The organism is Mycoplana rhizolycopersici (assembly GCF_013378445.1).
In the GTDB taxonomy this organism is placed as follows: domain Bacteria; phylum Pseudomonadota; class Alphaproteobacteria; order Rhizobiales; family Rhizobiaceae; genus Mycoplana; species Mycoplana rhizolycopersici.
Genome location: NZ_JABXYK010000007.1, coordinates 271278 through 294040 on the forward strand (window position 1 = coordinate 271278; position 22763 = coordinate 294040).

The 22763-nt window shown below is 64.4% G+C and carries 23 protein-coding genes; 16 read left to right on the forward strand and 7 right to left on the reverse strand.

What is annotated here, in order from left to right:
- Positions 1–4 precede the first annotated feature (4 nt).
- The 10 genes from ctaD to rnhA all read left to right on the forward strand — a co-directional run bounded on the left by ctaD (position 5) and on the right by rnhA (position 8404).
- Positions 5–1669 carry a cytochrome c oxidase subunit I gene (ctaD, locus tag HV823_RS13845; protein ID WP_176950300.1) on the forward strand — a complete coding sequence of 555 codons (1665 nt, stop codon included), beginning with the start codon at positions 5–7 and terminating at the stop codon, positions 1667–1669.
- An 85-nt stretch (positions 1670–1754) separates the two neighbouring features.
- Positions 1755–2699 (forward strand): heme o synthase, encoded by a 945-nt coding sequence (locus HV823_RS13850; protein WP_176950301.1) that lies wholly within the window; start codon positions 1755–1757, stop codon positions 2697–2699.
- Positions 2699–2839, forward strand: coding sequence for a hypothetical protein (locus HV823_RS13855; protein ID WP_097135614.1), 141 nt, complete (start codon positions 2699–2701; stop codon positions 2837–2839). The genes HV823_RS13850 and HV823_RS13855 overlap by 1 nt, the downstream gene beginning before the upstream one ends.
- Positions 2840–2841: 2 nt before the next feature.
- Positions 2842–3447: a cytochrome c oxidase assembly protein gene (locus HV823_RS13860; protein WP_176950302.1), complete on the forward strand. Its 606-nt coding sequence runs from the start codon at positions 2842–2844 to the stop codon at positions 3445–3447.
- A gap of 61 nt (positions 3448–3508) precedes the next feature.
- Positions 3509–4387, forward strand: coding sequence for a cytochrome c oxidase subunit 3 (locus tag HV823_RS13865; protein ID WP_176950303.1), 879 nt, complete (start codon positions 3509–3511; stop codon positions 4385–4387).
- A 198-nt stretch (positions 4388–4585) separates the two neighbouring features.
- Entirely contained in the window at positions 4586–4969 is a 384-nt protein-coding gene (locus HV823_RS13870) for a DUF983 domain-containing protein (protein WP_176950304.1), read from the forward strand.
- Positions 4938–5702: an SURF1 family protein gene (locus tag HV823_RS13875; protein ID WP_176950305.1), complete on the forward strand. Its 765-nt coding sequence runs from the start codon at positions 4938–4940 to the stop codon at positions 5700–5702. Before HV823_RS13870 ends, HV823_RS13875 begins: the two co-directional genes overlap by 32 nt.
- A 139-nt stretch (positions 5703–5841) precedes the next feature.
- The gene (ispH, locus tag HV823_RS13880; protein WP_425487662.1) at positions 5842–6849 is read left to right on the forward strand and encodes a 4-hydroxy-3-methylbut-2-enyl diphosphate reductase; all 1008 of its coding nucleotides are present in this window, start codon (positions 5842–5844) and stop codon (positions 6847–6849) included.
- 138 nt (positions 6850–6987) lie between these two features.
- Complete coding sequence (locus tag HV823_RS13885) at positions 6988–7953, forward strand: homoserine kinase (protein WP_176950306.1); 966 nt, start codon at positions 6988–6990, stop codon at positions 7951–7953.
- A gap of 10 nt (positions 7954–7963) precedes the next feature.
- A complete protein-coding gene (gene rnhA, locus HV823_RS13890; protein WP_176950307.1) occupies positions 7964–8404 on the forward strand; it encodes a ribonuclease HI in 441 nt (146 codons plus the stop codon).
- 413 nt (positions 8405–8817) lie between these two features.
- On the opposite strand, the gene HV823_RS13895 is transcribed toward rnhA, so the two are convergent.
- Together HV823_RS13895 and HV823_RS13900 are read right to left on the reverse strand one after the other, a co-directional pair.
- Entirely contained in the window at positions 8818–9303 is a 486-nt protein-coding gene (locus HV823_RS13895; protein ID WP_176950308.1) for a redoxin family protein, read from the reverse strand.
- A gap of 67 nt (positions 9304–9370) precedes the next feature.
- A complete protein-coding gene (locus HV823_RS13900; RefSeq protein WP_176950309.1) occupies positions 9371–10198 on the reverse strand; it encodes a protein-disulfide reductase DsbD domain-containing protein in 828 nt (275 codons plus the stop codon).
- 190 nt (positions 10199–10388) lie between these two features.
- On the opposite strand from HV823_RS13900, the gene HV823_RS13905 reads away from it, so the two are divergent.
- Both HV823_RS13905 and HV823_RS13910 read left to right on the forward strand, forming a co-directional pair.
- The gene (locus HV823_RS13905) at positions 10389–10994 is read left to right on the forward strand and encodes a YqgE/AlgH family protein (RefSeq protein WP_176950310.1); all 606 of its coding nucleotides are present in this window, start codon (positions 10389–10391) and stop codon (positions 10992–10994) included.
- 239 nt (positions 10995–11233) lie between these two features.
- Entirely contained in the window at positions 11234–12295 is a 1062-nt protein-coding gene (locus HV823_RS13910) for a zinc-binding metallopeptidase family protein (RefSeq protein WP_176950311.1), read from the forward strand.
- Positions 12296–12351: 56 nt separating this feature from the next.
- On the opposite strand, the gene HV823_RS13915 is transcribed toward HV823_RS13910, so the two are convergent.
- From HV823_RS13915 to thrC, 4 genes are all read right to left on the reverse strand, one after another.
- The gene (locus tag HV823_RS13915) at positions 12352–15264 is read right to left on the reverse strand and encodes an EAL domain-containing protein (protein WP_176950312.1); all 2913 of its coding nucleotides are present in this window, start codon (positions 15262–15264) and stop codon (positions 12352–12354) included.
- A gap of 7 nt (positions 15265–15271) precedes the next feature.
- On the reverse strand, positions 15272–15922 hold the full coding sequence (locus HV823_RS13920; protein ID WP_176950313.1) for a GNAT family N-acetyltransferase: 651 nt from the start codon (positions 15920–15922) through the stop codon (positions 15272–15274).
- A 209-nt stretch (positions 15923–16131) separates the two neighbouring features.
- Positions 16132–17427, reverse strand: a complete 1296-nt coding sequence (locus HV823_RS13925; RefSeq protein ID WP_176950314.1) for a M16 family metallopeptidase — start codon at positions 17425–17427, stop codon at positions 16132–16134.
- Positions 17428–17447: 20 nt separating this feature from the next.
- On the reverse strand, positions 17448–18845 hold the full coding sequence (gene thrC, locus HV823_RS13930) for a threonine synthase (RefSeq protein WP_176950315.1): 1398 nt from the start codon (positions 18843–18845) through the stop codon (positions 17448–17450).
- A 357-nt stretch (positions 18846–19202) separates the two neighbouring features.
- Between thrC and HV823_RS13935 the strand changes: the two genes are divergently transcribed.
- Complete coding sequence (locus HV823_RS13935) at positions 19203–19751, forward strand: hypothetical protein (RefSeq protein WP_176950316.1); 549 nt, start codon at positions 19203–19205, stop codon at positions 19749–19751.
- 184 nt (positions 19752–19935) lie between these two features.
- Here HV823_RS13935 and HV823_RS13940 read toward each other — a convergent pair whose 3' ends face one another.
- Positions 19936–20625 (reverse strand): HAD family hydrolase, encoded by a 690-nt coding sequence (locus HV823_RS13940; protein ID WP_176950317.1) that lies wholly within the window; start codon positions 20623–20625, stop codon positions 19936–19938.
- Positions 20626–20797: 172 nt separating this feature from the next.
- Between HV823_RS13940 and HV823_RS13945 the strand changes: the two genes are divergently transcribed.
- From HV823_RS13945 to HV823_RS13955, 3 genes are all read left to right on the forward strand, one after another.
- Positions 20798–21466 (forward strand): GntR family transcriptional regulator, encoded by a 669-nt coding sequence (locus HV823_RS13945; protein ID WP_176950318.1) that lies wholly within the window; start codon positions 20798–20800, stop codon positions 21464–21466.
- A gap of 212 nt (positions 21467–21678) precedes the next feature.
- Positions 21679–22263 (forward strand): biotin transporter BioY, encoded by a 585-nt coding sequence (locus HV823_RS13950; RefSeq protein WP_176950319.1) that lies wholly within the window; start codon positions 21679–21681, stop codon positions 22261–22263.
- On the forward strand, positions 22260–22697 hold the full coding sequence (locus tag HV823_RS13955; protein WP_176950320.1) for a DUF1284 domain-containing protein: 438 nt from the start codon (positions 22260–22262) through the stop codon (positions 22695–22697). Before HV823_RS13950 ends, HV823_RS13955 begins: the two co-directional genes overlap by 4 nt.
- Positions 22698–22763 lie beyond the last annotated feature (66 nt).

Below are 22763 nucleotides of genomic sequence, written 5' to 3' on the forward strand. Positions count from 1 at the left end.
CTCAATGGCCGGAACAACCGCTGCCCACGATGACCACCACGGTCATCACGACCACAAGCCCTCGTTCTTCGTCCGCTGGTTCCTCTCGACGAACCACAAGGACATCGGGACGCTCTACCTGATCTTCGCGATCTTCGCCGGCATCGTCGGCGGCGCGCTCTCGGTCGCCATGCGCGCCGAGCTGCAGGAGCCGGGCATCCAGATCTTCCACGGCCTGGCCGCCATGGTCTACGGCTTCGAGGGCGATGCCGCCATCGACGGCGGCAAGCACATGTTCAACGTGTTCACCACCGCGCATGCCCTCATCATGATCTTCTTCATGGTCATGCCGGCGCTGATCGGCGGCTTCGCCAACTGGATGGTGCCGATCATGATCGGCGCGCCGGACATGGCGTTCCCGCGCATGAACAACATCTCGTTCTGGCTGATCATCCCCGCCTTCCTCCTCGTGTTCCTGTCGATGTTCGTCGAGGGACCCGCGGGCGCCTACGGTTCGGGCGGCGGCTGGACAATCTATCCGCCGCTGTCGACTTCCGGCCAGCCCGGACCGGCGATGGATTTCGCCATCCTCGGCCTGCACATCGCCGGCGCCTCGTCGATCCTCGGCGCGATCAACTTCATCACCACGATCCTGAACATGCGCGCGCCGGGCATGACGCTGCACAAGATGCCGCTCTTCGCCTGGTCGGTGCTGATCACCGCCTTCCTGCTGCTGCTCTCGCTGCCGGTTCTCGCAGGCGCGATCACCATGCTCCTGACCGACCGCAACTTCGGCACGACCTTCTTCGCGCCCGACGGCGGCGGCGACCCGATCCTGTTCCAGCACCTGTTCTGGTTCTTCGGCCACCCGGAAGTGTACATCCTGATCCTGCCCGGCTTCGGCATCGTCAGCCACATCGTCTCGACGTTCTCGAGGAAGCCGATCTTCGGCTATCTCGGCATGGCCTACGCCATGGTGGCGATCGGCGCCGTCGGCTTCATCGTGTGGGCGCACCACATGTACACGGTCGGCCTGTCGCTCGACACGCAGCGCTACTTCGTCTTCGCCACGATGGTCATCGCCATCCCGACGGGCATCAAGATCTTCTCCTGGATCGCGACGATGTGGGGCGGTTCGATCCGCTTCACGACGCCGATGGTCTGGGCGATCGGTTTCATCTTCCTGTTCACCGTCGGCGGCGTCACGGGCGTCCAGCTTGCGAACGCCGGCCTCGACCGTGCGCTGCACGACACCTACTATGTGGTCGCCCACTTCCACTATGTGCTGTCGCTCGGCGCCGTCTTCGCGATCTTCGCGGCCTGGTACTACTGGTTCCCGAAGATGAGCGGCTACATGTACTCCGAGTTCATCGGCAAGCTGCACTTCTGGGTCATGTTTATCGGCGTGAACCTCGTGTTCTTCCCGCAGCATTTCCTGGGTCTGGCCGGCATGCCGCGCCGCTACATCGACTATCCGGATGCATTTGCAGGCTGGAATGCTGTATCCTCCTACGGCTCCTACATCTCGGGCGTCGCCGTGCTGATCTTCCTCTTCGGCGTCTTCGAGGCCTTCGCAAGGAAGCGCGTCGCCGGCGACAACCCGTGGGGCGAAGGTGCAAACACGCTGGAATGGCAGCTCTCTTCTCCGCCGCCGTTCCACCAGTGGGAACAACTGCCCCGGATCAAGTAGGATCCCATTCGAACATGGAGGCCGCCGGTCCGGCGGCCTCTCATATCAAGGGCCGGATGAACCGGCCAAGCGAGCGACAGACGATATGGCAATCATCGATCATCACGAAGCGGCTGCGGACGGCGGGGATACGCTCCTCTCCGAAGCGACTGCGCGCGATTATTTCGAGCTTCTCAAGCCGCGCGTCATGTCCCTGGTCGTCTTTACCGCCTTTGCCGGACTGGTGCTGGCGCCAGGCCATATCAACCCGATCATCGGGGCGATCGCCATCCTCTGCATCGCCGTGGGCGCCGGCGCGTCCGGCGCGCTGAACATGTGGTACGACGCCGACATCGATGCCGTCATGTCGCGCACCGCAAAGCGTCCCATTCCTTCCGGCCGCGTCAAGCCGCGCGAGGCGCTGGCCTTCGGGCTGACGCTGTCGGCCTTCTCGGTTGCGATCCTGGGGCTTGCGGTCAACTGGCTGTCGGCCGGGCTTCTCGCCTTCACCATCTTCTTCTACGCCGTCATCTATACGATGTGGCTGAAGCGCTCGACGCCGCAGAACATCGTCATCGGCGGTGCTGCAGGCGCCTTCCCGCCAATGATCGGCTGGGCCTGCGTCACGGGCGGCGTCTCGATCGAGAGCATCGTGCTGTTCCTGATCACCTTCCTGTGGACCCCGGCCCACTTCTGGGCGCTGGCGCTCTTCAAGATGAAGGATTACGCCGATGTCGGCGTGCCCATGCTGCCGAACGTGGCGGGTGAGAAGACGACCAAGCAGCAGATCCTGATCTATGCGGTTCTGACGGCGATCATTTCCGTGGTGCCGAGCTGTCTTGGCTTTGCCAGCATCGCTTACGGCATCTTCGCGGCCGTCATGGGTCTCGCCTTCGTCGCCTATTCCATCGGCGTGCTGCGCATGCCGGAAAGCGATCGCGTCATGGTGCCGGCCAAGAAGCTCTTCGCCTATTCGATATTCTACCTCTTCGCCATCTTCTCCGGCCTGATGATCGACCATGCCGTGATGGCGGCAGGATGGAGCCTGTGATGGAAACGGTCAGCCTCAGCGAAAAGCAGAAGAAGTCCCGGCGCGGGCGCAACGTGGCACTTGCCGTCGTGCTCGCGGTGCTGGTCGTGATGTTCTACATCATCACGCTGGTGAAGATTGCCGGCGGGATTGCAGGCTGACGATGAGCAAGGGCGGAGCCGGAAACGAAGGAAAGCTTGGCAACGGCACGATCGTGACCGTGTGCCTCACCTTTGTCATCGCCATGCTCGGCATGGCCTATGCGGCCGTTCCGCTCTACGAGATGTTCTGCAAGGTCACCGGCTACGGCGGCACCACGCAGCGCGTCGAGCAGGCATCCTCCGTCATCCTCGACAGGAAGATCAAGGTCCGCTTCGACGCCAACACGGCGCCAGGCCTGCCCTGGAGCTTCCAGCCCGTCCAGCGCGAGATCGAGCTCAAGATCGGCGAGACGGTGATGGTGAACTACCGGGCGCGCAACAACGCCAGCTTCGAGACCACCGGCCAGGCGACGTTCAACGTCACGCCGGAGGCGACCGGCGCCTATTTCAACAAGGTCCAGTGCTTCTGCTTCACCGAGACGACGCTGAAGCCCGGCGAGGAAATGGAAATGCCGGTCCTGTTCTTCATCGATCCGGCGATCGTCGACCCGGTCGAGACGAAGAACGTGCATACGATCACGCTTTCCTACACCTTCTTCCCGCACGAGAAGACGAAGCCGGTGGCTTCGGCATCCGATGCCGGGGGCGAGGCTGCGAAAAAACTTTAGGAGACACGCGTTTTCCGGCCTGCCGGAGGACGTCAACGGGAGACATTCGGGGATCACTGACATGGCGCAAGCGCACCAGAAGAATCACGACTACCACATCATCGATCCGAGCCCCTGGCCACTCTTGTCCTCGGTCGGTGCATTCGTGCTCGCCATCGGCGGCATCGTCTACATGCGCTATCACGCCGGCGGCTCGCTGAAGCTGTTCGGCATCGAGATGGCCAATCCCTGGATCCTCCTCATCGGCCTCGTGATCACGCTTTATGCGATGTACGGCTGGTGGGCGGATACGATCAAGGAAGGCGACGAAGGTCACCACACCCGCGTCGTTTCGCTGCACCTGCGCTACGGCATGATCATGTTCATCGCCTCCGAGGTGATGTTCTTCGTCGCCTGGTTCTGGGCTTTCTTCGACGCCAGCCTGTTCCCGGCCGAGGCGATCCAGGCAACCCGTGTCGAGCACACCGGCGGCGTCTGGCCGCCGAAGGGCATCGAGGTTCTCGATCCCTGGCACCTGCCGCTCTACAACACCATCATCCTGCTTCTGTCGGGCACCTGCGTCACCTGGGCGCACCACGCCATCCTGCACAACGACCGCAAGGGCCTCATCAACGGCCTGACGCTGACCGTTCTGCTCGGTGTCCTGTTCTCCTTCGTGCAGGCCTACGAGTACGCCCACGCTCCGTTCGCGTTCAAGGATTCCATCTACGGCGCGACCTTCTTCATGGCCACCGGCTTCCACGGCTTCCACGTTCTGGTCGGCACGATCTTCCTGCTGGTCTGCCTGATCCGCGCCGCCCGCGGCGCCTTCACGCCGCAGCAGCATTTCGGCCTGGAAGCCGCCGCCTGGTACTGGCACTTCGTCGACGTCGTCTGGCTGTTCCTCTTCTTCTCCATCTACATCTGGGGTGGTTGGGGTGCGCCGGTCGCCCACATGTGATCTGCCGCAAGCAATACCGGAGACGGCCGCAGAGATGCGGCCGTTTTCATTTTGGAATGGCTTCGCCGGCCTCCGTGCGATCGGGCCGGCAAAGCCTCTGCGCAGGACGCAGCGACCGCGCCGTGCCCTTGCATTTTGAACGGGCATGGCGTCAGGCTGGGCAAGGTGCGCGACCGGTCGCGTGGACGGAGTGCGATAATGAGCGAAGACAAGGCCCTGTACCCGCCGGTTGATCCGTTTTCGACGGGCCTGCGCGGCCATTGCCCCCGCTGCGGCCAGGGCAAGCTTTTCGACGGATACCTAAAGCTGAAGCCGCGCTGTGCCGCCTGCGGGCTGGATTACGCCTTTGCCGAGACCGGCGACGGTCCCGTCGTCTTCGTGCTTCTGATCGTAGGCTTCCTCGTCGTCGGTGCCGCCCTTTGGATGGAAGTCAACTTCAGCCCACCGATGTGGCTGCACTTCATTCTGTGGATCCCGCTTGCGATCGGGCTCGGCCTCGCGCTGACGCGGATGCTCAAGGGCGTGCTGGTCGCGCTGCAATACCGCAACAATGCCCGCCCCGGGGAAATCGACCGTGGCTGAACAGGCGGCGACAAGGACCGGGCGCGGCAGGGCAGTGTTCGCGGTCTGCGCGCTGGTCGCTTCCCTTGCAGTCCTCTTGTCGCTCGGCACCTGGCAGATGCAGCGTCTCGCCTGGAAGGAAAGGCTTCTTGCCGACATGACGGAGCGGCGCCATGCCGCACCCGTTGCAATCGAGGCGATCGAGCAGGTGAAGCGGGAAGGTGGCGACATCGAATACCGTCCCGTCACGGTCACCGGCGTGTTCGACCACGGTCGCGAGCGGCACTTCCTCGCAACCTTCGACGGCCAGTCCGGCTATCACGTCTATACGCCGCTGCAGATGGCCGACGGGCGCTTCGTCTTCGTCAACCGCGGCTTCGTGCCCTATGACAGGAAGGAGCCGCAAACGCGGCGGGAAGGCGAGGTCGAAGGCGTTCAGGCGATCAGCGGCCTTGCGCGCGACAGGCTTGCCGGCAAGCCGTCCTCGCTTGTCCCCGACAATGATCTGGCCAGGAACGTGTTCTACTGGAAGGACCTTTCGGCGATGGCATCGAGCGACGGTATTGCGCCCGAAGCGCTCGTGCCCTTCTTCGTCGATGCCGGCGACGCGCCCAATCCCGGCGGCCTGCCGGTCGGCGGCGTCACCCAGTTCGACCTGCCGAACAACCACCTGCAATATGCAATGACGTGGTACGGGCTGGCACTGGCGCTGGTCGGTGTCAGCGGCTTCTATATCTGGCGCTCGCGGCGTTGAGTCCGGCCGGCTGCCGGTTGGCGCTTTCATCGACGGCGATTTGTGATAAATGCCGGTGACTTCGCAAAATTGCGACCAGACGTCTGGCGGACACGCCTGCAAGCGCCCAAATGAACTGGACACCGGTGACATCCTGAACATGGCTTCTTCCACTGCCCTTTCTCCCCTGACGATCCGCCTCTGCGGCCCGCGCGGTTTTTGCGCCGGCGTCGACAGGGCGATCCAGATCGTCGTCCTGGCGCTGAAGGCCTATGGCGCGCCGGTGTACGTCCGCCACGAGATCGTCCACAACCGCTACGTCGTGGAAGGGCTCGAGGCCAAGGGGGCGATCTTCGTGGAGGAACTCGATGAGATCCCCGAGGAGCATCGCGCCCAGCCGGTCGTCTTCTCCGCCCACGGCGTCCCGAAGTCGGTGCCGGAGGACGCGGTCGCCCGCAACCTCTTCTATCTCGATGCCACATGCCCGCTGGTCTCCAAGGTCCACAAGCAGGCCATGCGCCACCAGCGGCTCGGCCGTCACGTGGTCCTGATCGGCCATGCCGGCCATCCCGAGGTGATCGGCACCATGGGGCAGTTGCCGGAAGGCTCTGTCTCGCTGGTCGAGACCATCGAGGATGCCGATGCCTATGTTCCCGCAGATCCCGACAACCTTGGCTTCGTGACGCAGACGACGCTTTCGGTGGATGACACGGCAGGTGTGATCGCGCGCCTGAAGGAGCGCTTTCCGAACCTGACGGCACCCGCGGCCGATTCGATCTGCTACGCCACCACCAACCGCCAGGAGGCGGTGAAGCAGGCGGCTCCGGGCTGCGATCTCTTTCTCGTCGTCGGCGCGCCGAACTCTTCCAACTCCAAGCGCCTCGTCGAGGTGGCCCTGCGGGCAGGCGCGAAGAGATCGCTGCTGGTCCAGCGCGCCGCCGAGATCGACTGGAACGACCTCGGCGAAATACGCACCGTCGGCCTGTCGGCAGGTGCTTCGGCGCCGGAGGTCATCGTCGACGAGATCATCGAGGCGTTCCGCGCCCGATACGACACGACGGTGGAGCTGGCCGATACCGTGGAGGAGACCGAGAACTTCCTCGTCAACCGCGAGCTTCGCGGCATCGAGCTGACGCAGGCCGACATGGCATTCGTCAACGGGGAATAGAGTTGGCCGTCACGCGCATCGCGCAAAAGTGCGTTGCGGTTTTGCGCGAAAACATATGCGTAGTATCTAGAACCGAAGCGCGGGAAACGATTCTGAAAGATCGCGTCCGTGCATGGCCTTCAAGCGTGAGCTAGAGATTTGGCAGTCTATACCGATATCACCGAAGACGACCTCGCCCGCTTCCTGACCAACTACGAGGCCGGGACGCTGCTTTCCTACAAGGGCATTGCCGAGGGGGTCGAGAATTCCAATTTCCTCCTGCACACCACGAAGGGCGCCTTCATCCTGACGCTCTACGAAAAGCGCGTCGATCCGAAGGACCTGCCGTTCTTCTTGGGCCTCATGCACCATCTCGCCGACCGCGGCCTGAACTGCCCTCTACCCCTGTCGCGCAAGGATGGCGAGTTGCTGGGCGAGCTTTCCGGCCGCCCGGCCGCGATGATCACCTTTCTGGAAGGCATGTGGCTGCGCAAGCCGGCAGCGAAGCATTGCCGAGAGGTCGGCCGTGCGCTGGCCGAGATGCATGTCGCAGGCGCTGGCTTCCAGCTCACCCGCAAGAACGCGCTTTCCGTCGACGGCTGGCGGCCGCTCTGGGACAAGTCTGCAGCCCGTGCCGACGAGGTCGAGGCCGGCCTGCAGGACGAGATCGCCGACGAGCTGGATTTCCTCGAAAGCCATTGGCCGAAGACGCTGCCGCACGGCGTCATCCATGCTGACCTCTTCCCCGACAACGTCTTCTTCATCGGCGACCAGCTGTCGGGCCTTATCGATTTCTATTTCGCCTGCAACGACACCTATGCCTATGACGTATCCGTCTGCATCAATGCCTGGTGCTTCGAGAAGGACGGTTCGTTCAACATGACCAAGGGCATGGCGCTTTTGGACGGCTACGAGCAGGTGCGCCCGCTGAACGGGGCGGAGCTGAAGTCGCTGCCGCTTCTGGCGCGCGGCTCGGCTTTGCGTTTCTTCCTCACCCGGCTCTACGACTGGCTGATGACGCCGCCGGGTGCCCTGGTGGTCAAGAAGGACCCGCTCGAATACCTGAAGAAGCTGCGCTTCCATCGCCAGGTGAAGTCGGCCGAAGAATACGGCCTGGTGCGATGATGGTGCATCGATGAAGCATGTCGACATTTTCACCGACGGCGCCTGCTCGGGCAATCCGGGTCCGGGCGGCTGGGGCGCCGTGCTGCGCTACGGCGAGGTCGAGAAGGAACTCTCCGGCGGCGAGCCGCAGACGACCAACAACCGCATGGAACTGCTTGCGGCCATTTCTGCGCTGGACGCGCTGAAGGCGCCTTGCGAGGTCGACCTCTACACGGACTCGAAATACGTCATGGACGGCATCGAGAAGTGGATCCACGGCTGGAAGAAGAACGGCTGGAAGACTGCCGACAGGAAGCCGGTGAAGAACGGTGAGCTCTGGCAGGCCCTCGACGAGGCCCGCCGCCGCCACAAGGTCACGCTGCACTGGGTCAAGGGCCACGCCGGGCACCCCGAGAACGAACGCGCCGACGAGCTGGCGCGCATGGGCATGGAGCCGTTCAAGAAGCGGTGAGGGCCTTTAAGCAGGGGCAGCAGGTCAGGGCTGGTCACGCGCCCTGAACCTGCCCGGGCTTCAATATTCTCCGTCATGCCGGACCTGATCCGGTATCCAGCCGCGTAAATCCTTGCGCGATAGAGCATTTCCCGCGCCGCAGACGCGGCGCCGCTGGACCCCGGCTCAAGGCCGGGGTGACGGTAGCATGAAGCTGCCACACATCTCGTCGTCATGCCCGGGCTTCAATATTCTCCGTCATGCCGGACTTGATCCGGCATCCAGCCGCGCAAGTCCTTGCGCGAAAATGCATTTGCCTGCGCAGCCGACGCGGCGCTGCTGGACCCCGGATCAAGTCCGGGGCGACGGGAGCAGGGATGGCCAGTCGGCAAGGCGTGCAGGTGGGGCCAGTGCCGCAGGTCCTTCTGCTCGCCTCAGAGCTGCCCGATCATCGCAGCGGCGGCCGAGACGGTCGCCTGGCCGGGGCTTTCCTCGACGTTGAGCGTCTTGACCACGCCGTCCTCGACCAGCATCGAGTAGCGCTTGGAGCGCACGCCGAGGCCGCCTGCGGAGAGGTCGGCGTCCAGGCCGAGCGCCTTGGTGAAGGCTGCGTCCCAGTCGGCGATGAAGCGCAGCTTGCCGGCTGCACCCGTGGAATTCGCCCAGGCGCCCATGACGTGGTGATCGTTGACGGCGACGACGATGATGTCGTCCACGCCCTTGGCGAGGATCGCGTCACGGTTTTCGAGATAGCCCGGCAGGTGGTTCAGCGAGCAGGTTGGCGTAAACGCGCCGGGAACGGCAAAGAGGACGACGCGCTTGCCCGAAAACAGGTCGCCGGTGGATACGTCCACCGGGCCGTCCGCGGTGCGTTCCTTGAGCTTCAGGTCGGGCAGTCTGTCTCCTACGGCAATCGTCACGATCGTTCTCCTTGGCTTGAAACGTCCGTGCGGACGCACGGCGGTCGCCGCGGAATATAGGCCGCGCTCAATCGATGGCAAGCTGCATTTCCAGCGTCTTCCCGCCACTCTCGGCGGTGAACAGGAAATCGCCATCGGCGAGGTTCGCCGATTTCGGCCGGTAGCGCAGCGGCACCTCGATGCGATAGGCATCGCCCTCCCGCACCGGTGTAGCAGACGTGTCGAACTGGTAGCCGGGCGGCCCGGAAACGAAGACCTGCATCGGCCGCTCGGTCGTCGGCTCGGGCGCGGTAAACGACACCATCAACGCGTCGCCCGCCTTGTTCCAGTGCGCGTCGGTGACGGTGAAGCCGGGCGAAGGGGCAGCCGGCAGCGCCGCCACGGCGGCGGCGACGATTGCCTTTTCGACCGGATCGGTCGTCATCGCCGCCTTGACGCCGACCGACAGGTCAGCCTGGACGGGAATGCAGATGTTCTTGCACATGCCGAGGAAGATGGACGCAGAGATGTCGCCGCCATCGGCGGGCGCGCCGGTGCGCCGCAGCGTCAGCGGCAGGGCGACCGAGCGGTCGTAGCCGGCATAGCGCGTGAAGCCGTCGTCGAACTGCTTGGGCGCCGGAAAGCCGACCGACTGCAGCGTCAGCCCGGACTCTTTCGAAAACGTGATCGACGGTGATATGCCGCTTTGCCCCGGATCGCGCCAATAGGTCTTCCAGCCGGGTTCGAGCTTGATGTCGAGCAGGGCCGGGATCGCGCCGTCCGGCTCCTCAGGCAGTACTACCAGCCGCACACCGCCGCCCTGTGTTTCGAACCATGGCGAACTCGCAGCCGCCGCCATACCCGGCGACAGGGCAAGGACACAGAGACCGGACAGGAGCAAACGAAAGCGTTTCATAAGATGCGCATGTAGCGTCGCTCGGAGCGAGATTCCATCAATTTCCGGCAATTCCCGATCATATTCTCTTGAATGTCGCATTCGCCAGCCCAGTTCATGGAGAGGGGTGCTCGCCGAGCATCGAACAAAAGGGTCGCGGCGTCTAGAAGTCGCTTTTCATTTCGCCGCGAATTGATAGGCTGTTTGCATTATGGCGATGTCGGTCCTGAAAAACAGACGTGAACGGGGCTTCCTTGACGGTCAATTCCTGATCGCCATGCCGGGAATGCTCGACAAGAATTTCGAGCGCACGGTGGTCTATATCTGCGCCCATTCAGACGATGGAGCGATGGGCTTCATCATCAACCGGCCCCAGCAGATGAGCTTTTCCGACGTCCTGCTGCACCTGCAGTTGGTCGAGGAGGATGAGCTGATCCGCCTGCCGACGCGCACGATCGACTTTCCGATCCGCTGCGGCGGTCCGGTCGAAAGCGGCCGCGGTTTCGTCCTGCACTCGGACGACTACAGTTCCGAATCCAGCATCCCCGTCAGCGACGAAATCAGCCTGACCGCCACCCTCGATATCGTCCGCGCCATTTCGCGTGGCGAAGGCCCGCGGCGCGGCCTGCTGATGCTCGGCTATGCCGGCTGGGGCGCGGGACAGCTGGAAAACGAGATCGCCTCCAACGGCTGGCTGACCTGCCCGGCCTTCGACGAGCTGATCTTCGATACGCCGATCGGCGAGAAGTACGACCGCGCCCTTGCCTCCATGGGGGTCACGCCCGCGATGCTCTCGATGGAAGCTGGCCACGCCTGACGCCCGATGCTCGAACGCGGGTGGGCAGCCGCCCGCCCGGCGCATGCACACGCATCAGATGCAGCCCCGACACGCGTCGCGCTCCCCGTCGTCCAGATCGGTCGGGCGAGGTGCCTTTGGATGGCCGACGCAGGTCGATTGGGGCGGATAGAAGATCGTGCGGGAACCGAAGCCGGACAGGTGCGTTGTGTGCCAGCAATCCTCACGGCGCGGCATCCGGCCTGCCGTTGGAGACCCCTATGCGGCTCTTTCAGTGCGACACCTGCGGTCAGACGCTTCATTTCCGCAACCGCCAATGCGTTCGCTGCGGCGCGCGGCTCGGCTTCGACACGTCGGAAATGTGCCTGCGCGCACTTGTCCCGGTCGAGGACGGGAGTTTCGAGGTCGTCGGCAAGCCGGGTGTGCTCAGGCGATTGTGCGACAATGCGGCGATCGACGTGTGCAACTGGCTGGTGCCGGAAGGAAGCGACCGGCCCTTCTGCCTTGCCTGCATGCACAATCGCATCGTACCGACCACCGATCCGGTCGGCCTGCAGCGCTGGCAACGCATCGGCGCTGCGCAGCAGCATCTCTTCTATTCGATCCTGCGCTGGAACTTGCCGCATCCGACCCGAGAGGAGCAGCCGGAAAAAGGTCTCGTCTTCGACTTCCTGGCCGACGAGCTCGACGCGAACGGCAACTTCGTTCCGGCGATGACCGGCCATGAGAACGGCCAGATCAGCCTGCGGGCGGCGGAGGCGGACGACGACGTGCGCGAGGCCGTCCGCGTCGCGATGGATGAGCGCCATAGGTCTCTTCTCGGTCATCTCCGCCATGAGGTAGGCCATTTCTACTGGGGGCGGCTGGTCGAAGACGAGGAGGATCTCGCCCGCTGCCGCGCCGTCTTCGGCGACGAGAGCGAGGACTACGGCACTGCACTTCAGCGGCATTATCGCGAAGGCCCCCCGGCCGATTGGGAGCAGCGTTTCATCAGCCCCTATGCAAGCGCCCACCCGGCCGAGGATTTCGCCGAATGCTGGGCGCATTACGTCCACATCGTCGATACGCTGGAGACGGCGCGTGCCTTCGGCCTCAACACCGACCCGGGGGGGCACGAGGAACTGGAGGCGGATGTGACCTTTGATCCCTACCGCGTCCGAAGTGCCAAGCGGCTGGTCGTCTCATGGGTGCCGCTCAGCGTCGCCGTCAACGAGATCCAGCGCTCCATGGGGCAGCCGGACAGCTATCCGTTCGTGCTGTCGCCCGCGGTGGTCGAGAAGCTGGAATTCGTCCGCAGCCTTGTGTCAAAGCCACGGGAGTGAGGGGACAAGGCGTATGAAGAAACGGCGTGTCAGGGTAGGGACGATTGGTCGCCGGCTCACGCCCGCTTCATCAGGGGAAACCGTTCCTTCAGCAGCCGCAGCACGGAATCGTAGTTGATCGGCGGGCCGAACAGGTAGCTCTGGCCGTATTCGCAGCCCATGCGACCGAGTTCGATCGCATCCTCTTCGGTCTCGATGCCTTCGGCGACAACCTGCATTTCCATCTCGCGCGCCATCGAGATGACGGAGCGCAGCAGGACCGTGCGCTTGTCGGAGCTGTCGCGCACCAGCGCCTTGTCGATCTTGATCGTGTCGAAGGGGAAACGGGTGAGATAGGCGAGCGAGGAATAGCCGGTGCCGAAATCGTCGAGCGATAGTCCGAGGCCTGCCTCGCGCAGCTTGTTGAGCACCAGCCGCGCCTGCTCGGCATTCTCCATCACTACCGATTCCGTCAGCTCGAACTTCAGCTTGTGCGGCTCGCAGCGGGTTTTGGAAAGCACCGCGCGCACGTCGTTGTAGAGTTCGTTGTTGAGAAGCTGCGCACTGGAGAGGTTGACCGAGACGAAGATCGGCAGATCGCCGGTCTGCAACTGCCAGTCCATCAGGTCGCTTGCCGCCTTGTCGAAGGCAAACGCGCCGAGCTGGCTGATCAGGTCGGATTGTTCGGCGATCGGGATGAACTCTTCCGGCGAAATGCTGCCGCGCTTGGGATGCTCCCAGCGCATCAGCGCCTCGAAGCCGGCGATCTCCGCGTCCGCAAGCCGCACGATCGGCTGGTAGACGAGCGACAGTTCCTTGCGCTCGATGGCGCGCCGCAGGTCCGTTTCCAGCTGCAGCCGGTCGGTGCCCATGGTGCGGAAGGCGGGGCGGAAGGGTTCGACGCGGTTCCCCCCGGCCTTCTTGGCGCGGTACATGGCAAGCTCCGCATCGTTGAGCAGGCTTGCCGCGTCCTGCTGCGGGTCGAGCCAGGAGACGAGCCCGATCGATGCTGTCAGGATGATCTCGCGGTTGGCGAAGTTGATCGGCACGGTGATCGCCTTGCTGACCGCCTCGGCAAAGTCCGCCACCTTGGCCGGATCGCGCTCGGAGAGCAGGATCAGGCCGAACTGGTCGCCGGAAAGGCGCGAAAGCGTGTCCTGCGGCTTCAGGAGCCGGCGCAGGCGCCGGGAAAGGGCCACGAGGATGTTGTCCCCGGCGGCAATCCCGAGCGCGTCGTTGACCTGCTTGTAGCGATCGATGTCGATCGCCAGCACGGTCGGGCGTACCGTCTCGCCGGAGCCGGCGATCGAGAGCATGGCCTGCAGCCGGTCGAGGAAGACCTGGCGGTTCGGCAGGCCCGTGAGGTTGTCGTGCAGCGCGTCCTGCAGCAGCCGGTCAACCGAGTTGCGCTGCTCGGTGATGTCGACGATCGTGCCGACGCAGCGAATGATCTCGCCGTTGGAGCCAAGAACCGGCCGGGCACGGATCGCCAGCCAATGGTAGTGGCCGTCCTCCGCGCGGACGCGGAACTGGTGGTTCAGGCGACCGCGGCGATGCTCCAGGAGAACGTCGAGCGTCGCGCGGAACCGGTCCCGGTCGTCGGGGTGCAGGCGCGGCAGCCAGTTGCGCGCCGGCCCGTGCATGACGCCGGGCGACAGGCCGAGCTGCGCCGAAATGTCGGGGATGGTGACGACACGGTCGCGCGCAACGTCCCAGTCCCAGACCGTGTCGCCCGAGCCGGTGAGCGCCAGCGACTGTCGTTCCAGGTCGGAGAACAGGCCCTGCTGGTAGGCGCCGCCGGTAAAGGCGTGCTGCATGACGGTGAAGCCGATCAGAAGCACGATCAGCACCAGGCCGCCGCCGAGGGCGGGCTGGATGATGTCGTTGTCGAGCCTGCCCGTCACCGTCATCCAGGCGCCGAACAGCCAGACGAGGATCAGCGCCCAGGCGGGTACGAGCAGGATCGCGCGGTCGTAGCGCCTGAAGCCGAGATAGGCGATCAGGACGATGCCTGCGGAAGCCGTGAGCGCAAAGGAGATGCGGGCGATGCCAGAGGCGATCGGCGGGTCGTAGACGGCCACGCCGAACAAAAGCCCGAGGCCAAGGATCCAGGCAAGCGTCGCATAGGACAGGTGCGCATGCCAGCGGTTCAGATTCAGGTAGGTGAACAGGAAGACGACGAGGCCGACCGAAAGAGACACTTCCGTTCCCGCGCGCCATATCCGCTCGTCGCCCGCAGTCACGCTGATCAGCTTGGACAGGAACCCGAAATCGACGCAGATATAGCCCAGCACCGCCCAGGCGAGTGCCGCCGTCGCCGGCAGCATCGAGGTGCCCTTCACGACGAACAGGATCGTCAGGAACACGGCCAGAAGGCCTGCGATGCCGAGCACGATGCCGCGGTAGAGCGTGAACGCGTTGACGGTGTCCTTGTAGGCGTCCGGTTCCCACAGATACATTTGCGGCAGGTCCGGCGTCGCAAGCTCGGCGACGAAGGTGACGACCGAGCCCGGGTTGAGCGTGATCCGGAACACGTCCGCCTCGTCGCTCGGCTGCCGGTCGAGCGCGAAGCCTTCGCTCGGCGTGATGGAGAGGATGCGCTGCGAGCCGAGGTCGGGCCAGATGATCTTCGATCCGACGAGCCGGAAATGCGGGGCGACGATGACGCGGTCGATCTGTTCGTCGGAAACGTTGGTCAGCGCGAAGACCGCCCAGTCGCCCTCGTGTGTCGGGTTGGCGGCGCGCACTTCGATGCGGCGCACGATGCCGTCCGTACCGGGTGCCGTGGAGACCTGGAAGGCCTCGCCGCGGCCGGTGTAGATCTCCGTCGTCGCCGTGATGTCGAGTGCCGTGTCGTCACGGGAAATCTGCACCGGCTCGACGGCCTGTGCGCTCGTGGCAAGCGGCCCGACGAGCGAGAGCGCCGTCAGTAGGATAAGGGCCAGCGCCCGGCTGACGAACAGCAGTGACGGCACGGATCGGAATGTCATCGAAGCGTTAATTTCCTGTCGCCTGGGGGTCTTGCAGCCCTCTCTCCGGCGTGACCTGCATCGGCTGCTGGCTTCTGTCCCCTGCCAGCAGCGAATACATCAGATGGTCGCGCCACTCCCCGTTTATCTTCAGATATTCTCTCAGGTAGCCTTCGCGCTGAAAGCCGGCCTTTTCAAGGAGGCGAATGCTCCTCGTGTTCTCAGGAATACAGGCTGCCTCGATACGGTGCAACTGAAGCTCTGAAAAGATGTAGGGGACGGCCAACTGGACGGCGGAAAGCATGTGGCCGCGGCCGGCATGGCGCTCGCCCATCCAGTAGCCGATCATGCAGCATTGCGCCGCCCCGCGGCGGATATAGCCGATCGTCATGCCGCCCAGCAGGCACTGTTCGTCCTTGAGAAAGAGGAACAGCGGCAATGCCTGGCCGCTGGCGAATTCCTGCTCGTTGCGCACCACGCGCGCGCGGTAGGAGCTTTCAGAAAGTTCGTCGCTCCGCCATGTCGGCTCCCAGGGCTCGAGGAACCGGCGGCTTTCGGAACGAAGCTGGTACCATTGCCGATAATCGGAAAAGCGCGGCAGGCGCAGCATATGCGCGCCACCTTCGAGCACCACGGTGTCGGACTGCCGCGACAGGAACCGAAATACCGACCGTGCCATGCATGTCTCTCCGTTGCGGCGAGTGCGCCGATGCCGGCCGGGCTGCGCCAGCCTTGACAGAATGACACTAGGACAACGCCGGCAATCCCGTCAAACCGGATGTTTCGGGCTGCATGATGGCGCTGCACGATCACGCCGCAGGCAGGGGCGCCGATGCCGGCGCTGTGGCCTTCGCCCGAGGATCATGGGCGAAGGCGGTGCCCGACGACTTAGCTTGCAGCGCGCTGGGGAGCCTCACCGCGCGACAGGGCGCTGACGATATCGCCGGCCGAAGCGAGATGCTCCAGCGGGCCGATGGCCGACAGGGTGGGCCTTGTGTCGAAGAACAGGCGGCCAGCGAGATCCGTGAGCCGCGAGACGGTGATGCTCTCAAGCCGTTCCATCAGTTCATCGTTCGGGATCGGGCGGCCATAGAGCATCATCTGCCGGGCGATCTGGCCGGCGCGAGCCGCCGGGCTTTCCTGTCCCATCAGAAGCTGCGCGCGGATCTGCGCCCGTGCCCGGTCGATCTCCTGCTGGTCGATCCGGTCGGCGGACTTGCGCAGTTCCTCGATGATGACAGGCACCAGTTCCGGAAGGTTCTCGCCGCCGGTCGCGGCGTGGATGCCGAAGATGCCGGTATCGGAGAAACCCCAGTGGAAGGCATAGACGGAATAGCAGAGCCCGCGATACTCGCGCACTTCCTGGAACAGCCGCGAGGACATGCCGCCACCCAGAATGTTGGCGAGGATCTGCGAACAGTAGAAGTCGCGGGCATGGTAGGCCTTGCCCTCGAAGCCGAGCAGCACCTGCGCATCCATCAGGTCGCGCGTCTCGCGCACGTCGCCGCCGGTATAGTGGGCGGTCTCGAGGACGGGCGTGGCGGATGGCGTCTGCGGCAGCGTGGAGAAACGCTTCTCCACATCGGCCACGAAGTTGTCGTGATCGACGGCACCGGCCGCCACCACGAACATGCGGTCGGTCGTATAGTTGCGACCGAGATAGCCGCGGATTTGCTGAGGCGCGAACGACATCAGCGATTCCGGCGTGCCGAGGATCGCCCGGCCGATCGTCTGGTCGCGATAGGCGACCTCGGAGAACTTGTCGAAGATGACGTCGTCCGGCGTGTCGTTGGCGGCGCCGATCTCCTGCAGGATCACCTGCTTCTCGCGAACCAGTTCTTCCTCGTCGAAGGCGGACTCGGTCAGGATGTCCGCAAGGATGTCGGTGGCGAGAGGGACGTGGTCCTTGAGCACGCGGGCGTAGTAGGACGTCGTCTCCGTGGAGGTGGCGGCGTTGACTTCGCCGCCGACGTTTTCGATCTCCTCGGCGATCTGCCGGGCCGACCGGCGTGCCGTGCCTTTGAAGGCCATGTGTTCGAGCAGATGGGCAATCCCGTGCTCTTCCGGCGTCTCGTTTCGGGAGCCGGACTTGATCCACACGCCGAGCGCGACGCTCTCCAGATGCGGCATGTTCTCGGTGACGACCGTCAGACCCGACGGCAGCCTGGTGCACTCAACTCTCATTTTCCGACTTTCCGCGATTACTAACCCCGAATTCGGGAGTGTTGGCCGACGAAGGCTTCCACGGTGGCAAGTTCCGGATCCAGGATTTCGAACCGCTCCTCCCTTTGCATCATGTCAGCAAGCCACGACGGAAGCGCCGGGTCAATACCGCTCGCCGATTTTACCGCGGCGGGGAATTTTGCCGGATGGGCGGTCGCAAGCGTCACCATGGGGCTTGCCGGACGGGCGTTCTTGGCCGCGACGAAGACGCCGGTGGCGGTGTGCGGATCAAGCAGATAGCCTGTCTTTTCAAGGGTTTCTGTGATCGTCTTTGCCACCTGCTTTTGGGTGGCGCGGCCGGCGCGGAATTCCTTGCGGATCGCCTTCAGGGCCTTTTCCTCGATCTCGAAGGCGCCGGACTGCTTCAGCCCCTCCATCAACGTGCGGATCGCCGCCGGTTCGCGCCCGTAGGCCTCGAACAGAAGGCGTTCGAAGTTGGAGGAGATCTGGATGTCCATCGATGGCGAGGTGGTCGCAACCACGCCGCGCATCTCGTAGCGCCCGGTCTTGAGCGTGCGCGCAAGGATGTCGTTGTCGTTGGTGGCGATCACCAGCCGGTCGACGGGCAGTCCCATGCGCTTGGCGACGAAGCCTGCGAAGATGTCGCCGAAATTGCCGGTCGGCACCGTGAAGGAGATCTTGCGGTCCGGCCCGCCGAGGGCGACCGCGCTCGTGAAGTAGTAGACGATCTGGGCCATGATGCGCGCCCAGTTGATCGAGTTGACGCCGGAAAGCTGCATCTTCTCGCGGAAGCCCATGTCGTTGAACATGGCTTTGACGAGGTTCTGGCAGTCGTCGAAATTGCCCTTCACCGCGATCGCATGCACGTTGGCCGCGCTCGACGTCGTCATCTGCCGCTGCTGGACCGGCGAGACCTTTTCGTGCGGGAAGAGAATGAAGATGTCGGTGCGCTCGCGTCCGGCAAAGGCGTCGATCGCAGCCCCGCCGGTATCGCCCGAGGTGGCGCCGACGATCGTGGCGCGCTGCCCGCGCTCTGCCAGCACGTGGTCCATCAGGCGTGCAAGAAGCTGCATCGCCACGTCCTTGAAGGCGAGCGTGGTGCCATGGAACAGTTCAAGGATGAACGCGTCGGGGCCTGTCTGCACCAGGGGTGCCACGGCCGGATGACGGAAGGTGCCATAGGCCTCGTCGATCATCGCCTTCAGCGTCTTGTCGTCGATCTCGCCGTTCACGAACGGCGACAGCACGGTGAAGGCGACCTGCTGGTAGGTCATGCCGCGCATCGCCCGGATCTGTTTCTTCGAGAACGAGGGCCATTCCTTGGGAACGTAGAGGCCGCCGTCGCTCGCAAGGCCGGCAAGCAGCGCGTCGCAGAAACCGAGGGTAGGGGCCTCGCCCCGCGTCGAGATGTACTTCACGTGATCATTCCTGAATTTGTACGGCCTGAAACTGTCCGGTGGACGTGTGCGAAGGAGCGGTCGGAGGCAGGAGGCCGGTGCGGCATGCGTCTGCGTTCACGAAACTTCCTTCCTGTTCGGTCGCGGCGTCGGCCGCGCATTGCGGAGCGTGACGAGGCTGCGCGGCCCGTCGGCGTGCCTGGCATGAAGGCGCAAGCGCTCCCATGCGAACGGATACAGCAAAAAGTGGAAGGTCTTCTTTGGACAATCGATTTTTTGCCGCACCGCTGCTATAGAGCATCCGCGAGGGTCTCGAAAGGCCCGTTTTTTATAAGTTGAAGCGGGCGCACGAAGTCCGAATGCAGGGGTGAGAGACACGTGATTGGTAAGACCGGCCGCCGCCTTCTGGGCGTTACTTTGCTCGCAATCGTCACGGGATGCAGCCAGACAGACAAGACCGCCGATCTCGGCGTTTCTTCGGGGCAACAGGCGGCCTCGCAGCAGCCGGCGGTGATCCAGGGCGCCTGCCCCCAGGTCTATCTGCGCGAGGGCACCGCGGTGCACCGCACCTATGCCAGGGGCGCGAAGGACGATCCGCAGAAGCTGATCTACCAGGCGACGCTGGCGGCGACCACGCGCCAGTGCGTGCAGACGGCGAACGAACTGAAGGTGACCGTGCTGGCCCAGGGCCGCATCGTCTCGGGCCCGGCCGGCAATCCTGGCGCCGTCACCCTGCCGATCCGCGTCGCCGCCTCCGACGGCGAGAACACGCTCTACTCGAACCTCAACAAGTTCGGCGTGACGATCCCGGCCGAAGGCACGGCGCAATTCGTGTTCACGGAAGCCGACATCGTCATTCCCGGCGGCGCCGGCTCCTACGCCAAGATCTACGTCGGCTTCGACGAAGGCCCCTACAACACGAAGTAAGCCGGCATCATCGGCGGCTTCTGACATGACCGCCGCGCATTCTGGAGGCGCGGCGTGATGTCTTGACGGGCATGATTGCGTGCGCGCTGGCGATTTGAACGCGATTTTGAACGCGACAGGGAGCCGCGCGGGGGTGCGCAAGTGCTCCTTAACGTGCGGCTTTAGAAAGACGCCTTTCGGCGTGTCAGATCGCTTCCTGCCATTCCGCCAGCGCGGCGATGACGCCCGGCAGGTCGATCATCCGCGAAATGACCGTTTCCGCGCCCGCATCCGTCAGCCGGTCCGCATGCGAGGGATAGGTGTGCGAGGCGCCGGTGAAGCCGACGACGCGCATGCCGGCGGCGCGCGCGCCGTTTATGCCGTGCACCGAGTCCTCGATCACCAAAGTCCGGGCCGGATCGGCGCCGAACTGCTTGGCGCCATGCAGGAAGATGTCCGGTTTCGGCTTGACGCGATCGGGGCCGAGATCCTTGGCCGAATAGATGTGCGGCGCGAAGATCTCCTTCAGCCCGACCTTGTTCAGCATCAGCTCCAGCCGGTGCGATGCCGAGTTCGAGCATATGCAATAGGGGCGGCGCAGCCGCGAGAGTGCGAACTTCACCCCGTCGATCACCTTGACCTCGCGGGCAAGCCGATCGTCCAGCAGCTTTTCCGACTTGTCGAGCAGCGAGGCCGACAGCGGGATCGAAGCTTCGCGCTCGACCGTGAGCAGGATGTTCTGCCAGGTCATGCCGGCAAAGCGTTCGCCCATTTCCTCCACGCCGATCGGATAGCCGGCCTCGGTCAGCAGGCGGGATTCGACTTCGGCGGCGATGATTTCGGAATCAACCAGCACGCCGTCGCAATCGAATATGATGAGGTCGAAGCCGTCCATGAGTTCTGTCCTTTTGGGAGGCGCCCCCGGCAAGGAGCGCGAGGCGCCGTCTCGAGTTTCGGCGGCGCGACCGGGTCGTGCAGGCCTTTATACGATGCCGGCGGAAAGCTCAACCTTGGGGCAGCCGACAAGGGCGCTCGACACCGCCGGAAGAGCCTTCTATCAGTGGCGCATGGCAAACATCCAAGACGACACGCTCGCAAGCCGCATCAGCCGCGTCCTCGCCGAGAGGATCATCTCCGGAGCCTTGTCGCCCGGCGCGCGCCTGCGGCAGGATCATGTCGCCGAAGAGTTCGGTGCCAGCCACGTTCCGGTGCGCGAGGCGTTCCGCCGGCTGGAGGCGCAGGGGCTTGCCGTCAGCGAGCCGCGCCGCGGCGTCCGTGTCGCCTCCTTCGACCTCAGGGAGGTGCGCGAGGTGGCGGAAATGCGTGCGGCGCTTGAGGTTCTTGCGCTGCGGCACGCCGTTCCCAACCTGACGCCGGCGGTCCTCGACAGGGCGGAGGCGGCCACTGCGGCGGCCGACGGCGCCTCCGACGTCCGTTCCTGGGAGGAGGCCAACCGCGCCTTCCACCGCCTGATCCTGGAGCCGTGCGCGATGCCGCGGCTGCTGGCGTCGATCGACGACCTGCATGCCGCAAGCGCCCGTTTCCTCTTTTCCGCCTGGCGATCGAGCTGGCAGCCGCGCACCGATCACGATCACCGCGCCATCCTCGCCGCTCTGCGCGGCGGCAACGGCGACGAGGCCGCGGCCATTCTCGGCCGCCACGTCCAGTGGATCGGCCGCACGCCGGTGCGCAACGAGAGCGGCGAGACGCGCGAGATTTTTTCGATCGTCGGCTGACCGCTCCTTCGAAACTTCTGTCCTCAAGAAATTATCTATAATTTTTTTTCCTGTTAAATATCTGATTTAATAGGATTTATTGGCGCTTCATGCCCGTCCTGCAGGCATCGTATGGCTCGGACGATCTCTTGACGCGCCGGTTCGATCTCTCCAATGTTGGAATTATAGATAATTTGTCGTGTTATCTATAAACGCCAACAGGAGGCCCTTTCATGTTCCAACTCGCCGTCGCCGGCCCGTCCGGATTCGATCCCCTGCGCCTGGGCGCGCGCTCGCTGCCGCTTCGAGTCGCCTTTGTGCTCGCGGGCACGCTGGCGCTCGCCTTGGCCTCGCGCATCAGCGTGCCGATGGTGCCGGTGCCGATCACCATGCAGACCTTCGCCGTCACCATGATCGGCGCGCTCTATGGCTGGCGTCTGGGCACGGTCACGGTTCTGGCCTGGCTCGGCGAGGCGATGGTTGGCCTGCCGGTGCTTGCGGGCGGCGCGGGTGGCATTGCCCCCTTCGCCGGGCCGACGGCGGGCTATCTTGTGGCTTTTCCGCTGATGGCGGCGATGGTCGGGTGGCTTGCCGAGCGCGGCTGGACAGGCGCCCGTCTCGTGCGCAGCTTCGCGGCGCATTTCGCTGCGAACATCTTCTGCCTCGTTCTCGGCGGCGCATGGCTCGCCACGCTGATCGGCACCGAAAAGGCGCTGATGCTGGGCGTCGTGCCCTTCATCCTCGGCGCAGTGCTGAAGTCGGCGCTTGCGGCGGCCCTTTTGAAGGCGGTCGCCGGCAAGCAGATCGAAACGCCGTGACCATCCGGCTGCGCGCCCACCACCTGCTCTGCATGCTCACCTTCGTCGGCAAGGGCTATAGCCCCGCCTTCGTGGAGAACTACAGGCAGATCGCCCGCCGGCTGACGGCGGGCGAAGCGATCGAGCTGGTGGACGGGCCTGACGACATCTGCGCGCCGCTGCTCTGCGGCGACGCGCACTGCTTCGGCGAAAGCGTAATCGAACGCGACCGTTTGGCCGCCGCGGCCGTCGCAAAGGTGACCGGTCGGCCGGTCGCGACCGGCACCGTCCTCATGCCGGACGAGATCTTGCTTGATCGCCTCCGTGCCGCGTTTCGCGGCGAGGCGATGCGCCCGGCCTGCGCGGGATGCGAATGGTCCGATCTCTGTTCGCGCGTCGCTGCGGAAGGCTATCCCGGCGTGCAGGTGGGACGAGCGCCGGCTTCCGGCCGCTGATGCGTTTGAGGAACAGGGTGCGGCGGCTTGCGGTGACCTGCGCCGCCTGACCGGCCGGGTCCGCCG

Bases quoted from the DNA above. Each gene is read 5' to 3' on its own strand.
- ctaD (WP_176950300.1), top strand. From the start codon at position 5: ATGGCCGGAACAACCGCTGCCCACGATGACCACCACGGTCATCACGAC.
- HV823_RS13850 (WP_176950301.1), top strand. From the start codon at position 1,755: ATGGCAATCATCGATCATCACGAAGCGGCTGCGGACGGCGGGGATACG.
- HV823_RS13855 (WP_097135614.1), top strand. From the start codon at position 2,699: ATGGAAACGGTCAGCCTCAGCGAAAAGCAGAAGAAGTCCCGGCGCGGG.
- HV823_RS13860 (WP_176950302.1), top strand. From the start codon at position 2,842: ATGAGCAAGGGCGGAGCCGGAAACGAAGGAAAGCTTGGCAACGGCACG.
- HV823_RS13865 (WP_176950303.1), top strand. From the start codon at position 3,509: ATGGCGCAAGCGCACCAGAAGAATCACGACTACCACATCATCGATCCG.
- HV823_RS13870 (WP_176950304.1), top strand. From the start codon at position 4,586: ATGAGCGAAGACAAGGCCCTGTACCCGCCGGTTGATCCGTTTTCGACG.
- HV823_RS13875 (WP_176950305.1), top strand. From the start codon at position 4,938: ATGCCCGCCCCGGGGAAATCGACCGTGGCTGAACAGGCGGCGACAAGG.
- ispH (WP_425487662.1), top strand. From the start codon at position 5,842: ATGGCTTCTTCCACTGCCCTTTCTCCCCTGACGATCCGCCTCTGCGGC.
- rnhA (WP_176950307.1), top strand. From the start codon at position 7,964: ATGAAGCATGTCGACATTTTCACCGACGGCGCCTGCTCGGGCAATCCG.
- HV823_RS13900 (WP_176950309.1), bottom strand. From the start codon at position 10,198: ATGAAACGCTTTCGTTTGCTCCTGTCCGGTCTCTGTGTCCTTGCCCTG.
- HV823_RS13905 (WP_176950310.1), top strand. From the start codon at position 10,389: ATGGCGATGTCGGTCCTGAAAAACAGACGTGAACGGGGCTTCCTTGAC.
- HV823_RS13910 (WP_176950311.1), top strand. From the start codon at position 11,234: ATGCGGCTCTTTCAGTGCGACACCTGCGGTCAGACGCTTCATTTCCGC.
- HV823_RS13915 (WP_176950312.1), bottom strand. From the start codon at position 15,264: ATGACATTCCGATCCGTGCCGTCACTGCTGTTCGTCAGCCGGGCGCTG.
- HV823_RS13920 (WP_176950313.1), bottom strand. From the start codon at position 15,922: ATGGCACGGTCGGTATTTCGGTTCCTGTCGCGGCAGTCCGACACCGTG.
- HV823_RS13925 (WP_176950314.1), bottom strand. From the start codon at position 17,427: ATGAGAGTTGAGTGCACCAGGCTGCCGTCGGGTCTGACGGTCGTCACC.
- HV823_RS13940 (WP_176950317.1), bottom strand. From the start codon at position 20,625: ATGGACGGCTTCGACCTCATCATATTCGATTGCGACGGCGTGCTGGTT.
- HV823_RS13945 (WP_176950318.1), top strand. From the start codon at position 20,798: ATGGCAAACATCCAAGACGACACGCTCGCAAGCCGCATCAGCCGCGTC.
- HV823_RS13950 (WP_176950319.1), top strand. From the start codon at position 21,679: ATGTTCCAACTCGCCGTCGCCGGCCCGTCCGGATTCGATCCCCTGCGC.